Below are 16,031 nucleotides of genomic sequence, written 5' to 3'. Positions count from 1 at the left end.
GCGCGCTCGAGCTTCGTAGGATAGGACCATGTCGACCACCGAACCCAGCATCTTCACGCGCATCATCGAACGCGAAATCCCCGCGAACATCGTCGTGGAGACCGATCGGCTGATCGCTTTTCACGACATCGCGCCCAAGGCTCCCGTGCACATTCTTGTTGTGCCGAAGACCCCGGATTATGCCAACGTCGCGGAACTTGCTGCCGGGGATCCCACGCTCCTCGCAGAGCTCATTGCCCTCGCGCAGAACATCGCCGACGACCACGGCGGCCAGTTCCGGCTCATCTTCAACACGGGCGAGAAGGCGGGACAGACCGTCTTCCACGTCCATGCCCACATTTTGATCGGCGACCTCGGAGAGGACCCACGTGCCGAATCCCACTGACCCTGAATTCAGCAGCCCGCCCACGCCCGAACCGGCAGCCGCTGAAGCGAAGCTCCACGTCGACGGCATTGCGATGGTCCGCCTCCTCGGTGCCCAGGACCGTTTGCTCTCCACCATCGAGACGCGCTACCCGGCAGTGTCTCTGCACGTGCGTGGCAACGACATCACCCTGACCGGCGATCCCGGCCAGGTCGGCGCCGCCCACGCCCTTATCGCCGAGCTCATCGACATGGTGAAACAGGGCCAGGACCTCGAACCGCTCGAAGTGGTGTCGTCGGCTCGCATCCTCGAAGACGGCTCCGGCAAACCAGCCGACCTCCTGGGGCAGGCCATCCTCACCTCCCGCGGCAAGAGCATCCGCCCGAAGACGCTCGGACAGGCGCAATACGTCGACGCGATCGACGAGAACACGATCGTGTTCGGCATCGGGCCCGCCGGTACAGGCAAGACCTACCTCGCGATGGCGAAAGCCGTCCAGGCGCTGCAGCGCAAAGAGGTTGAGCGCATCATCCTCACCCGCCCGGCTGTCGAAGCGGGGGAGCGGCTCGGATTCCTGCCCGGAACGCTCACCGACAAGATCGACCCGTACCTCCGGCCGCTCTACGACGCGCTCAACGAGATGATGGACCCCGAGCTCGTGCCTAAGCTGCTCGCGGCGGGCACCGTCGAGGTCGCCCCTCTCGCCTACATGCGCGGACGGACACTCAACAACTCCTTCATCGTGCTCGACGAGGCGCAGAACACGACGCCCGAGCAGATGAAGATGTTCCTCACCCGGCTCGGTTTCGGATCGAAGATCGTCGTCACCGGTGACATCACCCAGGTCGACCTGCCGGTCGGGTCGTCTGGGTTGCGTCTCGTGACGCGCGTGCTCGCCGACGTCGACGACATCCACTTCGCTCGTCTGACGAGCGACGATGTCGTCCGCCACAGCCTCGTCGCCCGCATCGTCGACGCGTACAGCGAATACGACCAGATCAAGCAGGCCGAGCGTTTCGAACGCGGGCAGGCGCAGGAGTTCGCCAACCGTGCCGAGCGCAGGGGCTCAACGCCCCGCGAACGGATGCCCAGGAGGGGCAAGAGTTCATGAGTATCGAGATCAACAACGAATCAGCGATCCCTGTCGACGAGGCTGCGCTTCTGCGCCTCGCCGACTTCGCGCTCGGTGCCATGCATGTGAGCCAGGAAGCCGATCTCAACATCGTCCTCGTGGACGAGGCCGCGATGGAACAGCTCCACGTCCAGTGGATGGACGAACCGGGCCCCACAGACGTTCTCAGCTTCCCCATGGACGAACTGCGCCCGGGAACCGAGGACACACCGACCCCGGCAGGACTCCTCGGCGACATCGTGCTCTGCCCCCAGGTCGCCGAAGGTCAGGCGGAGACGGCGGGGCATTCGACTCTTCAGGAGCTTCTTCTCCTCACCACGCACGGCATCCTTCACCTCCTCGGGTTCGATCACGCCGAACCGGCGGAGGAACGCGAAATGTTCGGTATTCAGCGTGACATCCTGCTCGGGTTCTCCGTGCAGGAGCGATCCACTCGCTGATGATCCTTTACTGGTTCATCGGAGTCGCCCTCGTCCTCGTCGCCTTCGGTGGCCTCATGGCCGCTGCTGATGCCGCGATCAGCGTGACCTCACGCGCGATGATGGTCGAACTCGCCGACAGCACCCGCAAGCCGCGGGCCCTGCGGGCGATCGCCGACGACCCAGGGGCGCATCTCAACGCCATCAACTTCATCCGGGTTCTCGCGGAGACGACGGCTGCCGTGCTCGTCACCCTCGCTTTCGCCTTCACCATCGACGAGCCCTGGCTCGTCCTGCTGTTCTCCGCCCTCATCATGACGGCCGTGTCATTCGTGCTCGTCGGCGCCAGCCCGCGCAGCTTCGGCCGGACTCACTCCGAGTCACTCCTGCGCCTCGTAGCACCGATCATCCGGGCGGTCCGTCTTCTCCTCGGCCCGCTGGCTAATGCGCTCGTCGCGTTCGGCAACCGGGTCACGCCGGGAGTGGCGCGTGAGGCGTCGTTCTCGTCAGAGGAACAGCTGCTCAATATGGTCGATGAGGCGACGGAACTCGAGGTGCTCGAGGAGGACGACCGGGAACTCATCCACTCGATCTTCGAATTCAACGAAACCGTCGTCCGTGAGGTGATGATCCCGCGGACCGACATGGTGACCGTCGACGCCCAGGTCACGGTACAGCAGGCGATGAGCCTCTTCCTCCGCACCGGCGTCTCCCGGGTCCCCGTGACCGACGGTGAAGTGGACGACGTCACCGGTGTGCTCTATCTCAAGGATGTCGTCCGCCTCATCCACGAGGGCGACGCCGCCGCGAACAGCGTGAGCGTCAGCGCGCTGGCTCGTCCGGCGCTCTTCGTGCCCGAATCGAAGAAGGCCGACTCGCTGCTGCAGCAGATGCAGCTCGAATCGAACCACCTCGCCATGGTGGTTGACGAATACGGTGGCATCGCCGGGCTTGTGACTCTCGAGGACCTCCTCGAAGAACTCGTCGGCGACATCTCCGACGAGTACGACACCGACACCCCCGATGTCGAGAAGCTTGGTGACGACAGATACCGGGTCAGCGCCCGGCTACCGGTCGACGAGCTCGGCGAACTGTTCCGCCTGGAACTGGACGACGACGACGTCGACACCGTCGGTGGCTTGCTGACCAAGGTTCTCGGGCGACTGCCCGTCGCCGGTTCGGTCGCCGAGACCGACGGACTCCGGCTCACCGCCGAACGGACCGAGGGCAGGCGCAAACGGGTGAGCACGGTGATCGTGACCCCGACCGCGGCCCTTCGGGACGTCCAACGATCATTTGAATCGATAGAAACAACAGAGGAGTAGTCATGCACAATGACGATCAGAACACCGACCAGCCGACTGACCCCAGCGACGCTGAAGCCACCTCGCCGGCTCAGGAGGCCGATACGAACACCGAGCCGCAGCAGCCCGAGCGCGAGGTCCAGCCCGACACCGGGTACCGCGCGGGTTTCGTCTCCTTCGTCGGCCGGCCCAACGTCGGCAAATCGACCCTGACGAACGCGCTCGTCGGCCAGAAGGTCGCGATCACGAGCTCAAAACCGCAGACGACCCGCAAGGCGATCCGCGGAATCGTCCACGACGAGACCGGCCAGCTCATCATCGTCGACACCCCGGGGATCCACCGCCCGCGAACGCTTCTCGGCCAGCGCCTCAACGACCTCGTGCAGTCGACCCTCAACGACGTCGACGTCATCGGTCTCTGCATCCCGGCGAACGAGAAGATCGGCCCCGGCGACAAGTTCATCAACGAACAGCTCGATCAGTACCCGCGGGCGAAGAAAGTCGCGATCGTCACCAAGATCGACGCAGCAGCGCGCCCGGTGACGGCCGAGCAGCTGATGGAAGTGCAGGAGCTGCGCTCGTGGGACATGATCATCCCCGTGTCGGCGACCAACAGCATCCAGCTCGACACGCTCGTGACCGAATTGATCGCGCTCATGCCGACATCGTCTGAACCGCTCTACCCAGCGGATGCCGTGACCGACGAGAACACGGAAGACCGGATCTCGGAGTACATCCGCGAAGCAGCGCTCGAGGGCGTGCACGATGAACTCCCGCACTCGCTCGCGGTGACGATCGACGACATGATCGAGCGCGAAGACAAGGATCTTCTCGAGATCTTCGCCAACGTCTTCGTCGAACGCGACAGCCAGAAGGCGATCATCATCGGCAAGGGCGGTTCCCGCCTGCGCGACGTCGGACAGCGAGCGCGGGTACCCATCGAGAAGCTCGTCGGCAAACAGGTGTTCCTGTCGATCCGGGTGAAGGTTGCCAAGGACTGGCAGCGCGACCCGAAGCTGCTCGGCCGCCTCGGTTTCTGACGTACATCTCCAGGATGATTTCGGCCGTTCGTGCCGCCGCGGCGCCTCGCGAAGCGGCGGCACGAACTACCGTTGAACCATGCTCCGTTCCCTGACGTCCACCCAGATGACCGTCGACATCGTCGTCGCGGCGCTGTTCGGGCTCGTCATCGGCGGCAGCGAACTCGCTTTCAGCGACGGACCGCTTCCCGTGATCGTCGTCATGGGGATGACTGCGGCTCTCGCCGTACGACGCATTTCGCCAGCCATCGCACTGGGACTGTCCTGGCTCGCCGTTTTCATCCAGCTGACGGGTGGTATGCCCGCGGTGCCATCGAACGTCGCGATCCTGGCCGTGCTCTACGCGACCGGATGCTACGGCGAGCGCTGGGTGCGGTGGGCGGGTCTCGCGTCTGCCGTCGTCGGGGGAATCGTCGCCGCCACGTACACGACGGCAATGTTCATTTATGGTGGCATCGATCTCACCGCGCTCAGCCAGCTGCCCTCGGTTGTGCTCACATCATTCATCGGCTCCATCGCCGCGATCTTCGTGTTCGCACTGTCGTGGGTGACGGGGCTTCTCGTGCGCACCTCCAGGAACGCGAAGGAAGAAAGCGTTCGCCGACTCCAGGCGCAGCAGGAACAGCGTGTCGCGCAGCAGAGCGTCGTGGTCGAGCAAGAGCGCAACCGGATCGCGCGGGACATGCACGACGTCGTCGCCCACTCTCTTGCCGTCGTCATCGCTCAGGCCGATGGAGCTCGTTACGCCCACAAGGGCGACCCCGAAGCAATGGACGGGACCCTCGCGACGATCGCGGACACCGCACGAAGCGCTCTGGGTGACGTGCGCCTCCTCCTCGCCGAACTGCGGCACCGGCAGGGCGAAGGCCCACAACCCCTCCTCACCGACATCGACGCCCTGTTCGAGCAGATGCGCGGCGCCGGGCTCGGTGTGCAGCACTCCATTCTCGGGAACGAAATTCCGCTCCCGGTCGGTCACCAGATTTCGATCTACCGCATCCTCCAGGAAGCACTCACCAACGCACTGCGCCACGGGAACACGAGCGAGCCGGTCCAGGTCGACCTGATCTGGCGCGACGGGGGAGTCACCGTGCGGATCGACAACGCGGTGTCCGGTACCCCGTCGCAGGAAGACGCCCTCGGGCACGGCCTGCCCGGCATGCGGGAACGCGCCGCCCTTGTCGGCGGATTCCTCACCGCAGACCGGACACCGGGTGACCGATTCGTCGTCACCGCCTTCGTCCCGGTGCCAGCCGCCATCCAGCAGGGGAGCATCCGATGACCGCCGAGACAATCCGCGTCGCACTTGTCGACGACCAGCAACTGTTCCGCGCCGGAATCCGCATGCTCATCGACTCGCAGCCGGACCTGGAGTTCGTCGGTGAGGCGGGCGACGGTCGCGCGGGCTTCGAGCTCGCTCAGACCGCGCGACCGGACGTCATGCTCATGGACGTGCGGATGCCCATCATGGACGGCATTGCCTCCACGATCGCGATCCTCGAGGCAGCGGATGCCGCGGGCAGGCCCGCTCCAAGAATCATCGTTCTCACCACCTTCGATCTCGACGAGGGTGCGGCCTCCGCCCTGCGCAAGGGCGCGAGCGGATTCCTGCTCAAGGACACCCAGCCGGACTTCCTCCTCGCCGCCATCCGCACGGTGCACTCGGGCAACGCCGTCATCGCTCCCGGCGCGACGAAGGCGTTGTTCGCCCACTTCGGTGCTCCCGCCGCCGGTCCAACCCTGCCGACGGAGTTCTCGAATCTCACCGCGAGGGAACGCAATATCTTCTCGTTCGCGGCTCGGGGAATGAGCAACTCCGAGATCGCGGCGCAGGAATTCCTCAGCGAAGCGACGGTCAAGACCCACATCTCGCGCGTGCTCGGCAAGCTCGGCCTTCGTGACCGGGTCCAGCTCGTGATCTTCGCCTACGAACACGGACTCAACACCGCGAATCATCCGGAAGGATGACCGGGTATCACCCGCCGAGCCGACGCGGGTGAGCACCCGGAGTTCCTAACGTTGGAGTATGAAAATCACTCCTACAGACCTCGGCCTCGCCGCTCGTGTCGTCCACGTCAGCAAGAGCTTCGGTGTCGGGCAGGGCTCGGTCGTCGCGTTGTCCGACGTCTCCATCGGCATCCGTCGGGGGCAGTTCACCGCCATCATGGGGCCGTCCGGCTCCGGCAAGTCGACGCTCATGCACATCATGGCCGGCCTCGACACACCGACCTCGGGCGAGGCCTGGCTCGGAGACACCCAGATCACCACACTCGACGACACAGCGCTCACCCGCCTGCGCCGACGCAGGATCGGCTTCGTCTTTCAGTCGTTCAACCTCGTTCCGACGCTGAGCGCCCGTGACAACATCCTGCTGCCTTTCGAGCTCGACGGCCGCACGCCCACCGTCGACGAGCAGGGCTGGATCAACACCCTCTGCGACACCCTCCGGATCACCGACCGTCTCAGTCATCGCCCGCACGAGTTGAGCGGCGGACAGCAGCAGCGCGTCGCGATCGCCCGGGCCCTCGCCACCCGCCCCGACCTCGTTTTCGCCGACGAACCCACCGGAAACCTGGACTCCCGCACCGGCCGCGAAGTCCTGGCGCTCCTCGCGGAGGCCTGCGGCAAGTTCGGCCAGTCCATCGCGATGGTGACCCACGACCCGGTCGCGGCGAGCTATGCCGACCGCGTGCTCATCCTCGCCGACGGCAAGGTCGTGCACGAGCTGGGCCCGTCGACCCCCGAGCAGATCAGCGGCTACATGCTGGCGATGGATCGCGCATCATGAGGATGCGGCTCCGCGACTACACGGCATCCATCCTCGTCACGATGCTCTCGTCGGCATTCGGCGTGCTCCTGCTGCAGGGTACATCGGTACTGACAACCATCATTGCCGGCGACGACATCGCCCAAAAGGAGTCGGTGCAGGTGGCGCTCGGTCTCGTCTCGGTGATCTTCTTCGCGATCGCCGTGTACGTCGGGGGAGTGGTCACGGCGAATACCGTCGGAACCGTCATCGCCGGCCGCACCCGCGTGATCGCGCTGTACCGGCTTGTCGGCGCATCAGCGTCGAGCCTGCGCCGTTCCGTCGCGACGGATGGGCTCCTTGTCGGAGTCGTCGGCTCCGTGCTCGGGTTCGCTGTCGCAAGCATCCTCACTCCAGTCAGCGTTGCGATCGGCGTGGCGACGGATGCCATCCCCGCCGCCACATACGACCTCTTCCCGGTTGTTCTCTCGGTACCCGTGCTCGCGGTCGTCCTCGTCACCTGGCTCGCGTCCTGGGTCGGGTCGCGTCGCATCCTCGAGGTGACACCGATCCAGGCGGGAGCGGCAGCCGTCGAGCCGTCGCGCGAAGACATCGCCTCGCATCCGGTGCGGAACGCCGCCGCGTTCATCCTGATCGGAATCGGTGTCCTGCTCCTCGCCGGCGGCGTCGCACTCGGCATGATCAACATGCTCGGCGTGCTCGTCGCAATGCTCGGCGGCATCCTCTCGTTCACCGGTGTTGTCCTCGGCGCACCCCTGTTTCTCCCGGCAATCCTGCGAGCGACGGGACGCATGCTCGGAAGCGGCCCGGCGGCGAAGGTCGCGGCCGCGAACGCGGTGAGGAACCCGGCCCGCAGCACCCGCGCGACCATCGGTGTCGTCATCGGCGTCACCCTCGTGACGATGTTCGCTGTCGCCTCGCAGGGCTACGTCGACATGATCGTGCGCGGGCAGGAGGCGTACCCGGAGGACTACCAGGGAGTCGATGAGACCCTCGCGCTGACCATCGGCGTCTTCGCCGTACTGTTCGGCTTCTCGGCGCTGATCGCTGCTGTCGGCATGGTGAACAACCTTTCGCTGAGTGTTCTGCAACGGACCCGGGAGATCGGCCTGCTCCGCGCACTGGGATTCACCCGCTCGCAGATCCGCCGGATGATCCTCGCCGAGAGCGTGCAGATGACTGTTGCCGCCGTTGGTTTCGGGCTCGTGCTCGGTATCCTCTACGGCTGGGCGGGCGCCCAATCGCTTCTCGGCTCAATCCTCGGCGGCGGGTTCATGCTCCCGTCGGTGCCGTGGCTCGTCGTGCTCGGGGCGATCGTCGCGGCGGCCGCGCTGTCGACGGCGGCGTCGATCGCTCCCTCACGGCGTGCAACGCGCATCTCGCCCGTCGCTGCCCTCGCCGTGGAGTAGCAAACCGCGCACTTCTCGTGAAAAGTCAGATGTGGCGAGACAAAGTGCACGCCGTCAACGCAGGAGCAGGCTATGAGCGTGTTAGCCTGTTCCTGTGTTGTTCGGCGCTCTTCTCCTTAGCTGCCGCGGCGAGGCTTCGTTCTAAGCCCTCTCGTCGCGGGGTTTGTCGTCGGCTTCCCACATTCGCGAGGAGAATAGAACCATGAGAAACAACCAGGCGGCGTCGGCGATGCCGATCCACAAGTACCGTCCGTACCACGAGCAGATCACCGTGGACCTGCCCGACCGGACCTGGCCGACCAAGCGCATCACCACCGCGCCCCGCTGGTGCGCCGTTGACCTTCGGGACGGTAACCAGGCTCTCATCGACCCGATGAGCCCCGAACGCAAGCGCATCATGTTCGACATGCTCGTGCGGATCGGCTACAAGGAGATCGAGGTCGGGTTCCCGAGCGCGAGCCAGGCCGACTTCGACTTCGTGCGCAGCCTCATCGAGGAGAACGCGATCCCGGATGACGTCACCATCCAGGTTCTGACCCAGGCCCGCGATCACCTGATCAAGCGCACCTACGAGTCCATCGCCGGTGCCAAGCAGGCCATCGTCCACCTGTACAACTCCACGAGCGTGCTGCAGCGCGACGTAGTGTTCCGCACCGACAAGCAGGGCATCATCGACATTGCGCTGCATGGCGCCCGGATCTGCCGCGAGATGGAAAGCCTCATCCCCGAGACCACCGTGTACTACGAGTACTCGCCTGAGAGCTACACCGGCACCGAACTCGAGTACGCGGTCGACGTCTGCAACCAGGTGCTCGACGTGCTCGAACCCACCCCCGAGCGCAAGGTCATCATCAACCTGCCGTCGACCGTCGAGATGGCGACGCCCAACGTCTACGCCGACTCGATCGAGTGGATGTCGCGCCACCTCAACCACCGCGAGAACGTCATCCTGTCGCTGCACCCGCACAACGACCGTGGAACGGCGATCGCCGCGGCCGAGCTCGGCTACATGGCCGGAGCCGACCGCATCGAAGGTTGCCTCTTCGGCAACGGTGAACGCACCGGCAACGTCGACCTCGTCGCGCTCGGTATCAACCTCTTCACGCAGGGCATCGACCCGCAGATCGACTTCAGTGACGTGGACGAGATCAAGCGCACTGCAGAATACTGCAACCAGCTCAAGGTGCACGAGCGCAGCCCGTGGGCCGGCGACCTCGTCTTCACCGCCTTCAGCGGCTCACATCAGGATGCCATCAAGAAGGGCTTCGAGGCCATGGCCACGGATGCCGCGACTCAGGGCCGTGACGTCGACGAGCTGGTCTGGGCCGTGCCGTATCTGCCCGTCGACCCCAAGGACCTCGGGCGCAGCTACGAGGCGGTCATCCGCGTCAATTCGCAGTCCGGCAAGGGCGGCGTCGCGTACCTCCTCAAAACCGACCACGCGTTGGATCTGCCCCGCAAGCTGCAGATCGAGTTCTCCGGGGTCGTCCAGTCGAAGACGGACGAGCAGGGCGGCGAGCTCACGAGCGACGCGATCTGGCAGATCTTCCAGGATGAATACCTGCCGTCAGTGAGCGAGTCAGACAAGTGGGGCCGGTTCGAGCTGCAGGGTACGCGCACGGCAAGCAGCCTGTCCGGATCCGTTGAGCTCACCGTGAACCTCCGCGACGGAGAGGACGTGAGCGAAGCGGCATCCACCGGGAACGGCCCGATCGCCGCGTTCCTCGGGATTCTCCGCGAACGTGGAATCGACGTGACGCTGTTCGACTACGTCGAGCACACACTCGGTGCCAGCGGAGATGCCCAGGCTGCAGCCTACGTCGAGTTGCAGGTCGCTGATCGCCGCCTCTGGGGCGTCGGCATTGACGGAGACATTTCGACGGCATCCCTCAAGGCCGTGGTTTCCGCGGTCAACCGGGCGATCCGCACGGCAGCGGTGGACCGCGCACTCGCAGCCGTCTAGGCGAGCCGTCGGGCACAGTTCAGGATCCTGCTGGATACTGGACTGTGCCCGTTTATCGTGATGAAGGCGTTGTGCTCCGCACCCACAAGCTGGGTGAAGCCGACCGGATCGTGACCCTGCTGACCCGTCAGCACGGGAAGGTTCGCGCCGTCGCGAAGGGCGTTCGCCGGACCGGATCGAAGTTCGGGGCGCGGCTCGAGCCGTTCATGGTTGCCGACCTTCAGCTCTACGAAGGCCGGTCGCTCGACGTGATCAACCAGGCGGAGACCCTCGCGTCGTACGGCGCGCTCATAGCTGCTGACTACGGCGCGTACACCGCGGCGACGGTCATGGTCGAGACGGCAGACAAGCTCACCGAGTCGGAGAGTTCGCTCCAGCAGTACCTGCTGCTCGTCGGTGCTTTACGGGCGCTGTCGCGGCACGACCACGACTCCTCGCTCACCCTCGACTCGTATCTGCTGCGCGCGTTGTCGCTCGCGGGCTGGGCACCGAGTTTCTTCGACTGCGCCCGCTGCCAGGCATCCGGGCCACACAGCCACATGGTTGTGCAACTCGGCGGAGTGGTGTGCGACCAGTGCGCCCCACCCGGCAGTCCGCGGCTGGATCCGCCCACGATCGCACTGCTCTCCTCGTTGCTCACCGGCGACTGGGACCACGCCGATGCATCCGACGACAACACGCGGTCCCGCGCCAGTGGGGTCGCCGCCGCCTATACCCAGTGGCACCTCGAGCGTGGACTGAAATCACTCGCGCACGTCTCCCGAGAAAGAACCGACAGTTGACTCCGAAACCCTTCACCCACCGGGATGCCGTCGAATACCGACCACTGGACTGGACCGGCGTGTACCCGCCGACCGTGCCGGCGAAAGCGGTACCCGAACACGTGGCGATCGTGATGGACGGCAACGGCCGCTGGGCCAACCGGCAGGGTCTTCCGCGCGTCGAGGGTCACCGTGCCGGTGAGTCCGCGCTCCTCGACGTCGTGGCCGGCGCGATCCAGATCGGCGTCAAACACCTCTCGGTGTACGCGTTCTCCACCGAGAACTGGCGCCGCTCTCCCGATGAGGTCCGGTTCCTGATGGGGTTCAACCGCGACGTGCTGCACCGCAGGCGCGATCAGCTCAACGAGTGGGGAGTGCGCGTGAGGTGGGCCGGTCGCAAGCCGCGACTCTGGGCATCCGTCATCAAGGAATTGCAGTTCGCCGAGAAGCTCACCGAGAACAACAACACCCTCACCCTGACGATGTGCGTCAACTACGGCGGCAGGACCGAAATCACGGATGCCGTCCGGCAACTGGCAGAGCAGGTCGCCGCCGGAACCCTCAAACCGTCCGGGATCACCGAGAAGTCCATCCAGCGTGCGCTCTACACTCCAGAGCTCCCCGATGTGGATCTGTTCGTGCGCAGTTCGGGCGAGCAGCGCACGAGCAACTTCCTGCTGTGGCAGAGCGCGTACGCCGAGATGGTGTTTCTCGACACGCTGTGGCCCGACTTCTCGCGCACCGACCTCTGGGAAGCGATCGGCCTCTACATCGACCGCGATCGGCGGTTCGGTGGCGCGATCGATACGCCCGGCACCGCCTGAGGTCGTTGGGCGCGGGCTTCATCGGTCCCGTATGCCGGTTTACTGCCCGCGAACCCGACATATGGGACCGATGAGCGCCCGCACGTTCGGTGGTCGCCAATGCGCGTATTAAGCGGCTTTTAGGTGCGTTAGTGACAACTGAACGGATGCGGTCGGCTCGGCGCCGGTCCGGTGGTCACCAACGCGCGTATTACGCGGTTTTTACCCGCGTTAGTGACAACCGAATGCGACCCCGCCACATCCATACCGTCTCGGGAATACCCCGCCACCCGACCCGGTTGGCCCGAGAGTGAGTGAATCCATCAAAATCGACATCTGGTCCGACATCGCCTGCCCCTGGTGTTACATCGGCAAGCGCAAATTCGAAACCGGCGCCGCTGTGTTCGCCGCGAAGGCCGGTGCTGACGCGCCAGACGTGACGATCGAGTACCACAGCTTTGAACTCGCACCGGATACCCCGGTCGACTTCGACGGCAGCGAGATCGACTTCCTCTCCACCCACAAGGGCATACCGGCCGGCCAGGTCACGGGCATGCTCGAGAACGTCACGGGCATCGCCAGGACGACGGGCCTCGACTACAACTTCGACATCCTCAAGCACACCAATACGGTCAAGGCGCACCAGCTCCTGCACTACGCGAAGGCGCACGGCAAGCAGGTCGAAGCCAAGGAGCGCCTCCTCAAGGCCTACTTCACCGAGGGCAGGCACGTCGGCCGCATCGAGGATCTCGCCGACCTCGCCGCCGAGATCGGCCTCGACCGGGCAGACGTCATCCGCTCCCTGAGCGCGGATGAGCACCTCGACGCCGTCCGCGCCGACCAGGCACTCGGCCAGGAGTACGGCATCCAGGGCGTTCCGTTCTTCGTCATCGACGGCAAGTACGGCGTCTCGGGCGCACAAGAGGCGGAAACCTTCGCCCAGGTCCTCGACCAGGTGTGGACCGAACGCGAAGCGGCACGCGCATGAGCACCGAGCGCCCCACGCTGACCCTCCTCGGCGCGGCGGATGCCGTCAGTTGCGAAGGTGACACCTGCGCGATTCCGGCGCAAGCCGCGGTTCGGACGACCGAGAAGGTTCCTACTCCGGATCGGTGATGTCGGCGACGGTTGCACCGAAGGCCTCGACGAGCGCGTCGATGTCAACGAATGCACTGTGCCCGTGTTCACCCGCGCCGAGGGCGACCCGGCGGCCCACCGCGGATTCATCCACCCAGACGGGCCAGGCGGTGCTGCTTCCGAGCGGCGTGATCGTGCCGCGGCCGTACCCGGTGGCGTCGAGCGCGACATCCGCTGACGGCAACGACAGCTTGTTCACGCCGACGAGTGCGCGCAGCTTGGGCCACGAGATCTTGCGCCCGCCGGGCACGAGCGCGAACAGGAAGTCGCCGTCGTGCCGTTTGACGACGAGCGTCTTGACGATCTCCTCTGGTTCGATCCCGAGCAGCCGGGCGGCATCCTCGAGGCTCGACGCTTCGGGCCGCGGAACCACCGACACGTCGAGGCCGCGGGCGGCAGCGGCGGCGGTCATCCGCTCCAGTCCACCGCCGATTCGCTGTTCGGTCATGGTTTCGCCAGCTTTCTGGGAGAATTGAGGGACATGTCTGCCATCCCCACGATAAGCCACGCCCCGGCACTGACGATCGGCTCTCTTGAGCTCGACGTGCCGGTCGTTCTCGCGCCCATGGCCGGGATCACGAACACCGCCTTCCGCCGACTCTGCCGAGAATTCGGCGTCGGGCTGTATGTCAGCGAAATGATCACCTCCCGTGCTCTCGTCGAGCGCAACAAAGAGACGATGCGGCTGATCAACCACCACGAATCGGAGACAACCAGGAGCATCCAGCTCTACGGGGTCGACCCGAAGACGGTGTCAGAGGCCGTGACCATCCTCGTCGCCGAGGATCGCGCCGACCACATCGACCTCAACTTCGGCTGCCCGGTCCCGAAGGTCACCCGCAAGGGCGGCGGAAGCGCGCTGCCGTGGAAGCAGGACCTGTTCCGCGACATCGTCGAGGGCGCAGTGAAGGCCGCCGGCGACGTCCCGCTCACAGTGAAGATGCGTAAGGGCATCGACTCCGACCACCTGACCTACCTCGAAGCGGGCAAGGCGGCTGAGGGCGCTGGCGTCGCCAGTATCGCGCTGCACGCGCGCACCGCGTCCGAGTTCTACTCCGGCAACGCCGACTGGTCGGCGATCACCAGACTCAAGGAGGCCGTCACCACAGTTCCCATTCTCGGCAACGGCGACATTTGGTCCGGCGAAGACGCCCTCCGGATGATGGCCGGAACCGGATGCGACGGCGTCGTCGTCGGTCGCGGCTGCCTCGGCCGGCCGTGGCTGTTTGGAGATCTCGCCGCCGCCTTCACCGGTTCAGACCAGCGGTTCACTCCGTCGCTGGGCCAGGTCGCGACCACGTTCCGACGGCACGCCGAACTCCTCGCCGAATTCTTCGAGAGCGAAGAGCGCGGATGCCGTGACATCCGCAAGCACGTCGCCTGGTACTTCAAGGGGTACCCGGTTGGCGGCGACCTCCGTGCGCGCCTGGCGACGGTGGAGTCGCTCGACCAGCTCGACGAACTCCTCGCCACCCTCGACTGGTCGCTGCCGTACCCGGGCGCGGACGCCGAAGGACAGCGCGGCCGCGCCGGCTCACCGAAGCGCACCGTGCTTCCCGATGGCTGGCTCAACTCCCGCACGATCGGCGTGACCGAGCGCGGTACCCTCACCGAAACCGAGGCGGACACCAGTGGTGGATAGCGGGCAGTACAGCGAGCATGACAACGAGCGTGCGCTGCCCGAGCACCACTCCTCACGCCGCACCGACTTCGCCCGCGACCGCGCACGGCTGCTGCATTCGAGTGCCCTCCGCCGGCTCGCCGCCAAGACCCAGGTGCTCAGCCCGGCGGCCGGACTCGACTTCGCCCGCAACCGGCTGACACACTCACTCGAGGTCGCGCAGGTCGGCCGCGAGCTCGCGACGAGCCTCGGCCTCGAGCCGGACATCGTCGACACAGCGTGCCTCGCCCACGACCTCGGCCACCCGCCATTCGGCCACAACGGTGAGCGCGCCCTAAACACCTGGGCAGAAGACATCGGCGGGTTCGAGGGCAATGCCCAGACCCTCCGGATCCTCACCAAGCTCGAGCCCAAGGTCTTCGGCGCAGACGGCCGCTCCTACGGACTCAACCTCACCCGGGCGAGCCTCGACGCGAGCTGCAAATACCCGTGGCCGGCAGCACAAGCCGTGAACGACCCCGGTGGACGCGCCAAGTTCGGCTTCTTCGACGACGACGGCGACGCGTTTCTCTGGCTCCGCCAGGGCGCTCCCGCCCGCCAGCGCTGTATCGAAGCCGAGGTCATGGACCTCTCCGACGACATCGCCTATTCGGTGCACGACTTCGAAGACGCGATCGTCAACGAATACATCGACCCCGCTTTCCTCAGCGCCCGCGCCGGTCATGACTCCCTCATCCGCGCGGTGCAGGCCTGGGCGGGCGACGGCTTCACCGTCGACGACATGAGCGCCGCCTTCGACCGGCTCGCCGACTACGACGTATGGATGACGGGCTGGGATGCTTCCCGTCGCGACCTCGCGAAGCTCAAGAACTTCACGAGCCAGATGATCGGCCACTTCTCGCAGTCGGCGACGCAGGCGACACGCGAGGCGTACCCGCAGTCGAGCCTGATCCGCTTCGGCGCGAGCGTGATCGTTCCGCACGAGGTGCAGGCCGAGATCGCCGTGCTCAAAGGTGTCGTCGCTGCGTTCGTCATGGCGAGCGACGCCCGCCAGCCGATCTACCGGCAGCAGCGTGACATCCTCACCGACCTGGCTGAAGGGCTCTTCGCGGCCGGGCCCGGGTCGCTCGACCGCGGATTCGCCGACGACTGGAACGAGGCGGCAGACGACGGCGCAAGAAAGCGTGTGATCGTCGACCAGGTTGCAAGTCTCACCGACCAGTCGGCGATGGCCTGGCACGAACGACTCGCGCTCCCGGCCTAGAGCCTCCATCCCTGTGGGGAGGGCCGTCGCCGAGGCGATCCTCGATA

16 protein-coding genes are annotated in these 16,031 nt (G+C 65.7%); 15 read left to right on the top strand and 1 reads right to left on the bottom strand.

The genetic code is table 11. From position 1 onward, the window contains the following. Positions 1-28: 28 nt before the first annotated feature. The 13 genes from ACWA1Q_RS07980 (at position 29) to ACWA1Q_RS07920 (ending at position 12,950) form a co-directional block, all read left to right on the top strand. Positions 29-385, top strand: coding sequence for an HIT domain-containing protein (locus ACWA1Q_RS07980; RefSeq protein ID WP_463756483.1), 357 nt, complete (start codon positions 29-31; stop codon positions 383-385). A gap of 73 nt (positions 386-458) precedes the next feature. Next, a complete protein-coding gene (locus ACWA1Q_RS07975) occupies positions 459-1,475 on the top strand; it encodes a PhoH family protein (protein ID WP_463760811.1) in 1,017 nt (338 codons plus the stop codon). Then, positions 1,472-1,936: an rRNA maturation RNase YbeY gene (gene ybeY, locus ACWA1Q_RS07970; RefSeq protein WP_463756481.1), complete on the top strand. Its 465-nt coding sequence runs from the start codon at positions 1,472-1,474 to the stop codon at positions 1,934-1,936. Before ACWA1Q_RS07975 ends, ybeY begins: the two co-directional genes overlap by 4 nt. Continuing rightward, a complete protein-coding gene (locus ACWA1Q_RS07965; RefSeq protein ID WP_463756480.1) occupies positions 1,936-3,240 on the top strand; it encodes a hemolysin family protein in 1,305 nt (434 codons plus the stop codon). Before ybeY ends, ACWA1Q_RS07965 begins: the two co-directional genes overlap by 1 nt. Before the next feature lie 2 nt (positions 3,241-3,242). Further along, positions 3,243-4,259 carry a GTPase Era gene (gene era / locus ACWA1Q_RS07960; protein ID WP_463756479.1) on the top strand — a complete coding sequence of 339 codons (1,017 nt, stop codon included), beginning with the start codon at positions 3,243-3,245 and terminating at the stop codon, positions 4,257-4,259. Between the two features lie 79 nt (positions 4,260-4,338). After that, positions 4,339-5,541, top strand: a complete 1,203-nt coding sequence (locus ACWA1Q_RS07955) for a sensor histidine kinase (protein ID WP_463756477.1) — start codon at positions 4,339-4,341, stop codon at positions 5,539-5,541. After that, complete coding sequence (locus tag ACWA1Q_RS07950; protein WP_463756476.1) at positions 5,538-6,227, top strand: response regulator; 690 nt, start codon at positions 5,538-5,540, stop codon at positions 6,225-6,227. The genes ACWA1Q_RS07955 and ACWA1Q_RS07950 overlap by 4 nt, the downstream gene beginning before the upstream one ends. A gap of 58 nt (positions 6,228-6,285) precedes the next feature. Beyond that, on the top strand, positions 6,286-7,047 hold the full coding sequence (locus ACWA1Q_RS07945) for an ABC transporter ATP-binding protein (RefSeq protein ID WP_463756475.1): 762 nt from the start codon (positions 6,286-6,288) through the stop codon (positions 7,045-7,047). Continuing rightward, positions 7,044-8,435 carry an ABC transporter permease gene (locus ACWA1Q_RS07940; protein ID WP_463756473.1) on the top strand — a complete coding sequence of 464 codons (1,392 nt, stop codon included), beginning with the start codon at positions 7,044-7,046 and terminating at the stop codon, positions 8,433-8,435. Before ACWA1Q_RS07945 ends, ACWA1Q_RS07940 begins: the two co-directional genes overlap by 4 nt. A 202-nt stretch (positions 8,436-8,637) precedes the next feature. Next, on the top strand, positions 8,638-10,398 hold the full coding sequence (gene leuA, locus ACWA1Q_RS07935; protein WP_463756472.1) for a 2-isopropylmalate synthase: 1,761 nt from the start codon (positions 8,638-8,640) through the stop codon (positions 10,396-10,398). Between the two features lie 44 nt (positions 10,399-10,442). Next, on the top strand, positions 10,443-11,180 hold the full coding sequence (gene recO, locus ACWA1Q_RS07930; protein ID WP_463756470.1) for a DNA repair protein RecO: 738 nt from the start codon (positions 10,443-10,445) through the stop codon (positions 11,178-11,180). Next, positions 11,177-11,983: an isoprenyl transferase gene (locus ACWA1Q_RS07925; protein ID WP_463756469.1), complete on the top strand. Its 807-nt coding sequence runs from the start codon at positions 11,177-11,179 to the stop codon at positions 11,981-11,983. The genes recO and ACWA1Q_RS07925 overlap by 4 nt, the downstream gene beginning before the upstream one ends. A 289-nt stretch (positions 11,984-12,272) precedes the next feature. Next, positions 12,273-12,950 (top strand): DsbA family oxidoreductase, encoded by a 678-nt coding sequence (locus tag ACWA1Q_RS07920; RefSeq protein WP_463756467.1) that lies wholly within the window; start codon positions 12,273-12,275, stop codon positions 12,948-12,950. Between the two features lie 111 nt (positions 12,951-13,061). Here the strand turns inward: ACWA1Q_RS07920 and ACWA1Q_RS07915 are convergent, their stop codons facing one another. Next, positions 13,062-13,547: an aminoacyl-tRNA deacylase gene (locus ACWA1Q_RS07915; protein ID WP_463756465.1), complete on the bottom strand. Its 486-nt coding sequence runs from the start codon at positions 13,545-13,547 to the stop codon at positions 13,062-13,064. A gap of 33 nt (positions 13,548-13,580) precedes the next feature. Here ACWA1Q_RS07915 and dusB point away from each other — a divergent pair, with 33 nt between their 5' ends. Together dusB and ACWA1Q_RS07905 are read left to right on the top strand one after the other, a co-directional pair. Then, on the top strand, positions 13,581-14,741 hold the full coding sequence (dusB, locus tag ACWA1Q_RS07910) for a tRNA dihydrouridine synthase DusB (RefSeq protein WP_463756464.1): 1,161 nt from the start codon (positions 13,581-13,583) through the stop codon (positions 14,739-14,741). After that, positions 14,731-15,984: a deoxyguanosinetriphosphate triphosphohydrolase gene (locus tag ACWA1Q_RS07905; RefSeq protein WP_463756462.1), complete on the top strand. Its 1,254-nt coding sequence runs from the start codon at positions 14,731-14,733 to the stop codon at positions 15,982-15,984. Before dusB ends, ACWA1Q_RS07905 begins: the two co-directional genes overlap by 11 nt. The last annotated feature ends 47 nt before the right edge of the window (positions 15,985-16,031 follow it).

The sequence above is a fragment of the Mycetocola sp. TRD_SC_2 genome, from assembly GCF_055361225.1.
The sequence above is the reverse complement of the archived record's forward strand: the minus strand, read 5'-3'. Positions and strand labels throughout refer to the sequence as shown.

What these genes read in the sequence shown, in the direction of transcription:
- ACWA1Q_RS07980 (WP_463756483.1), top strand. Translation starts at nt 29, where the DNA reads ATGTCGACCACCGAACCCAGCATCTTCACGCGCATCATCGAACGCGAA.
- ACWA1Q_RS07975 (WP_463760811.1), top strand. Translation starts at nt 459, where the DNA reads ATGGTCCGCCTCCTCGGTGCCCAGGACCGTTTGCTCTCCACCATCGAG.
- ybeY (WP_463756481.1), top strand. Translation starts at nt 1,472, where the DNA reads ATGAGTATCGAGATCAACAACGAATCAGCGATCCCTGTCGACGAGGCT.
- ACWA1Q_RS07965 (WP_463756480.1), top strand. Translation starts at nt 1,936, where the DNA reads ATGATCCTTTACTGGTTCATCGGAGTCGCCCTCGTCCTCGTCGCCTTC.
- era (WP_463756479.1), top strand. Translation starts at nt 3,243, where the DNA reads ATGCACAATGACGATCAGAACACCGACCAGCCGACTGACCCCAGCGAC.
- ACWA1Q_RS07955 (WP_463756477.1), top strand. Translation starts at nt 4,339, where the DNA reads ATGCTCCGTTCCCTGACGTCCACCCAGATGACCGTCGACATCGTCGTC.
- ACWA1Q_RS07950 (WP_463756476.1), top strand. Translation starts at nt 5,538, where the DNA reads ATGACCGCCGAGACAATCCGCGTCGCACTTGTCGACGACCAGCAACTG.
- ACWA1Q_RS07945 (WP_463756475.1), top strand. Translation starts at nt 6,286, where the DNA reads ATGAAAATCACTCCTACAGACCTCGGCCTCGCCGCTCGTGTCGTCCAC.
- ACWA1Q_RS07940 (WP_463756473.1), top strand. Translation starts at nt 7,044, where the DNA reads ATGAGGATGCGGCTCCGCGACTACACGGCATCCATCCTCGTCACGATG.
- leuA (WP_463756472.1), top strand. Translation starts at nt 8,638, where the DNA reads ATGAGAAACAACCAGGCGGCGTCGGCGATGCCGATCCACAAGTACCGT.
- ACWA1Q_RS07915 (WP_463756465.1), bottom strand. Translation starts at nt 13,547, where the DNA reads ATGACCGAACAGCGAATCGGCGGTGGACTGGAGCGGATGACCGCCGCC.
- dusB (WP_463756464.1), top strand. Translation starts at nt 13,581, where the DNA reads ATGTCTGCCATCCCCACGATAAGCCACGCCCCGGCACTGACGATCGGC.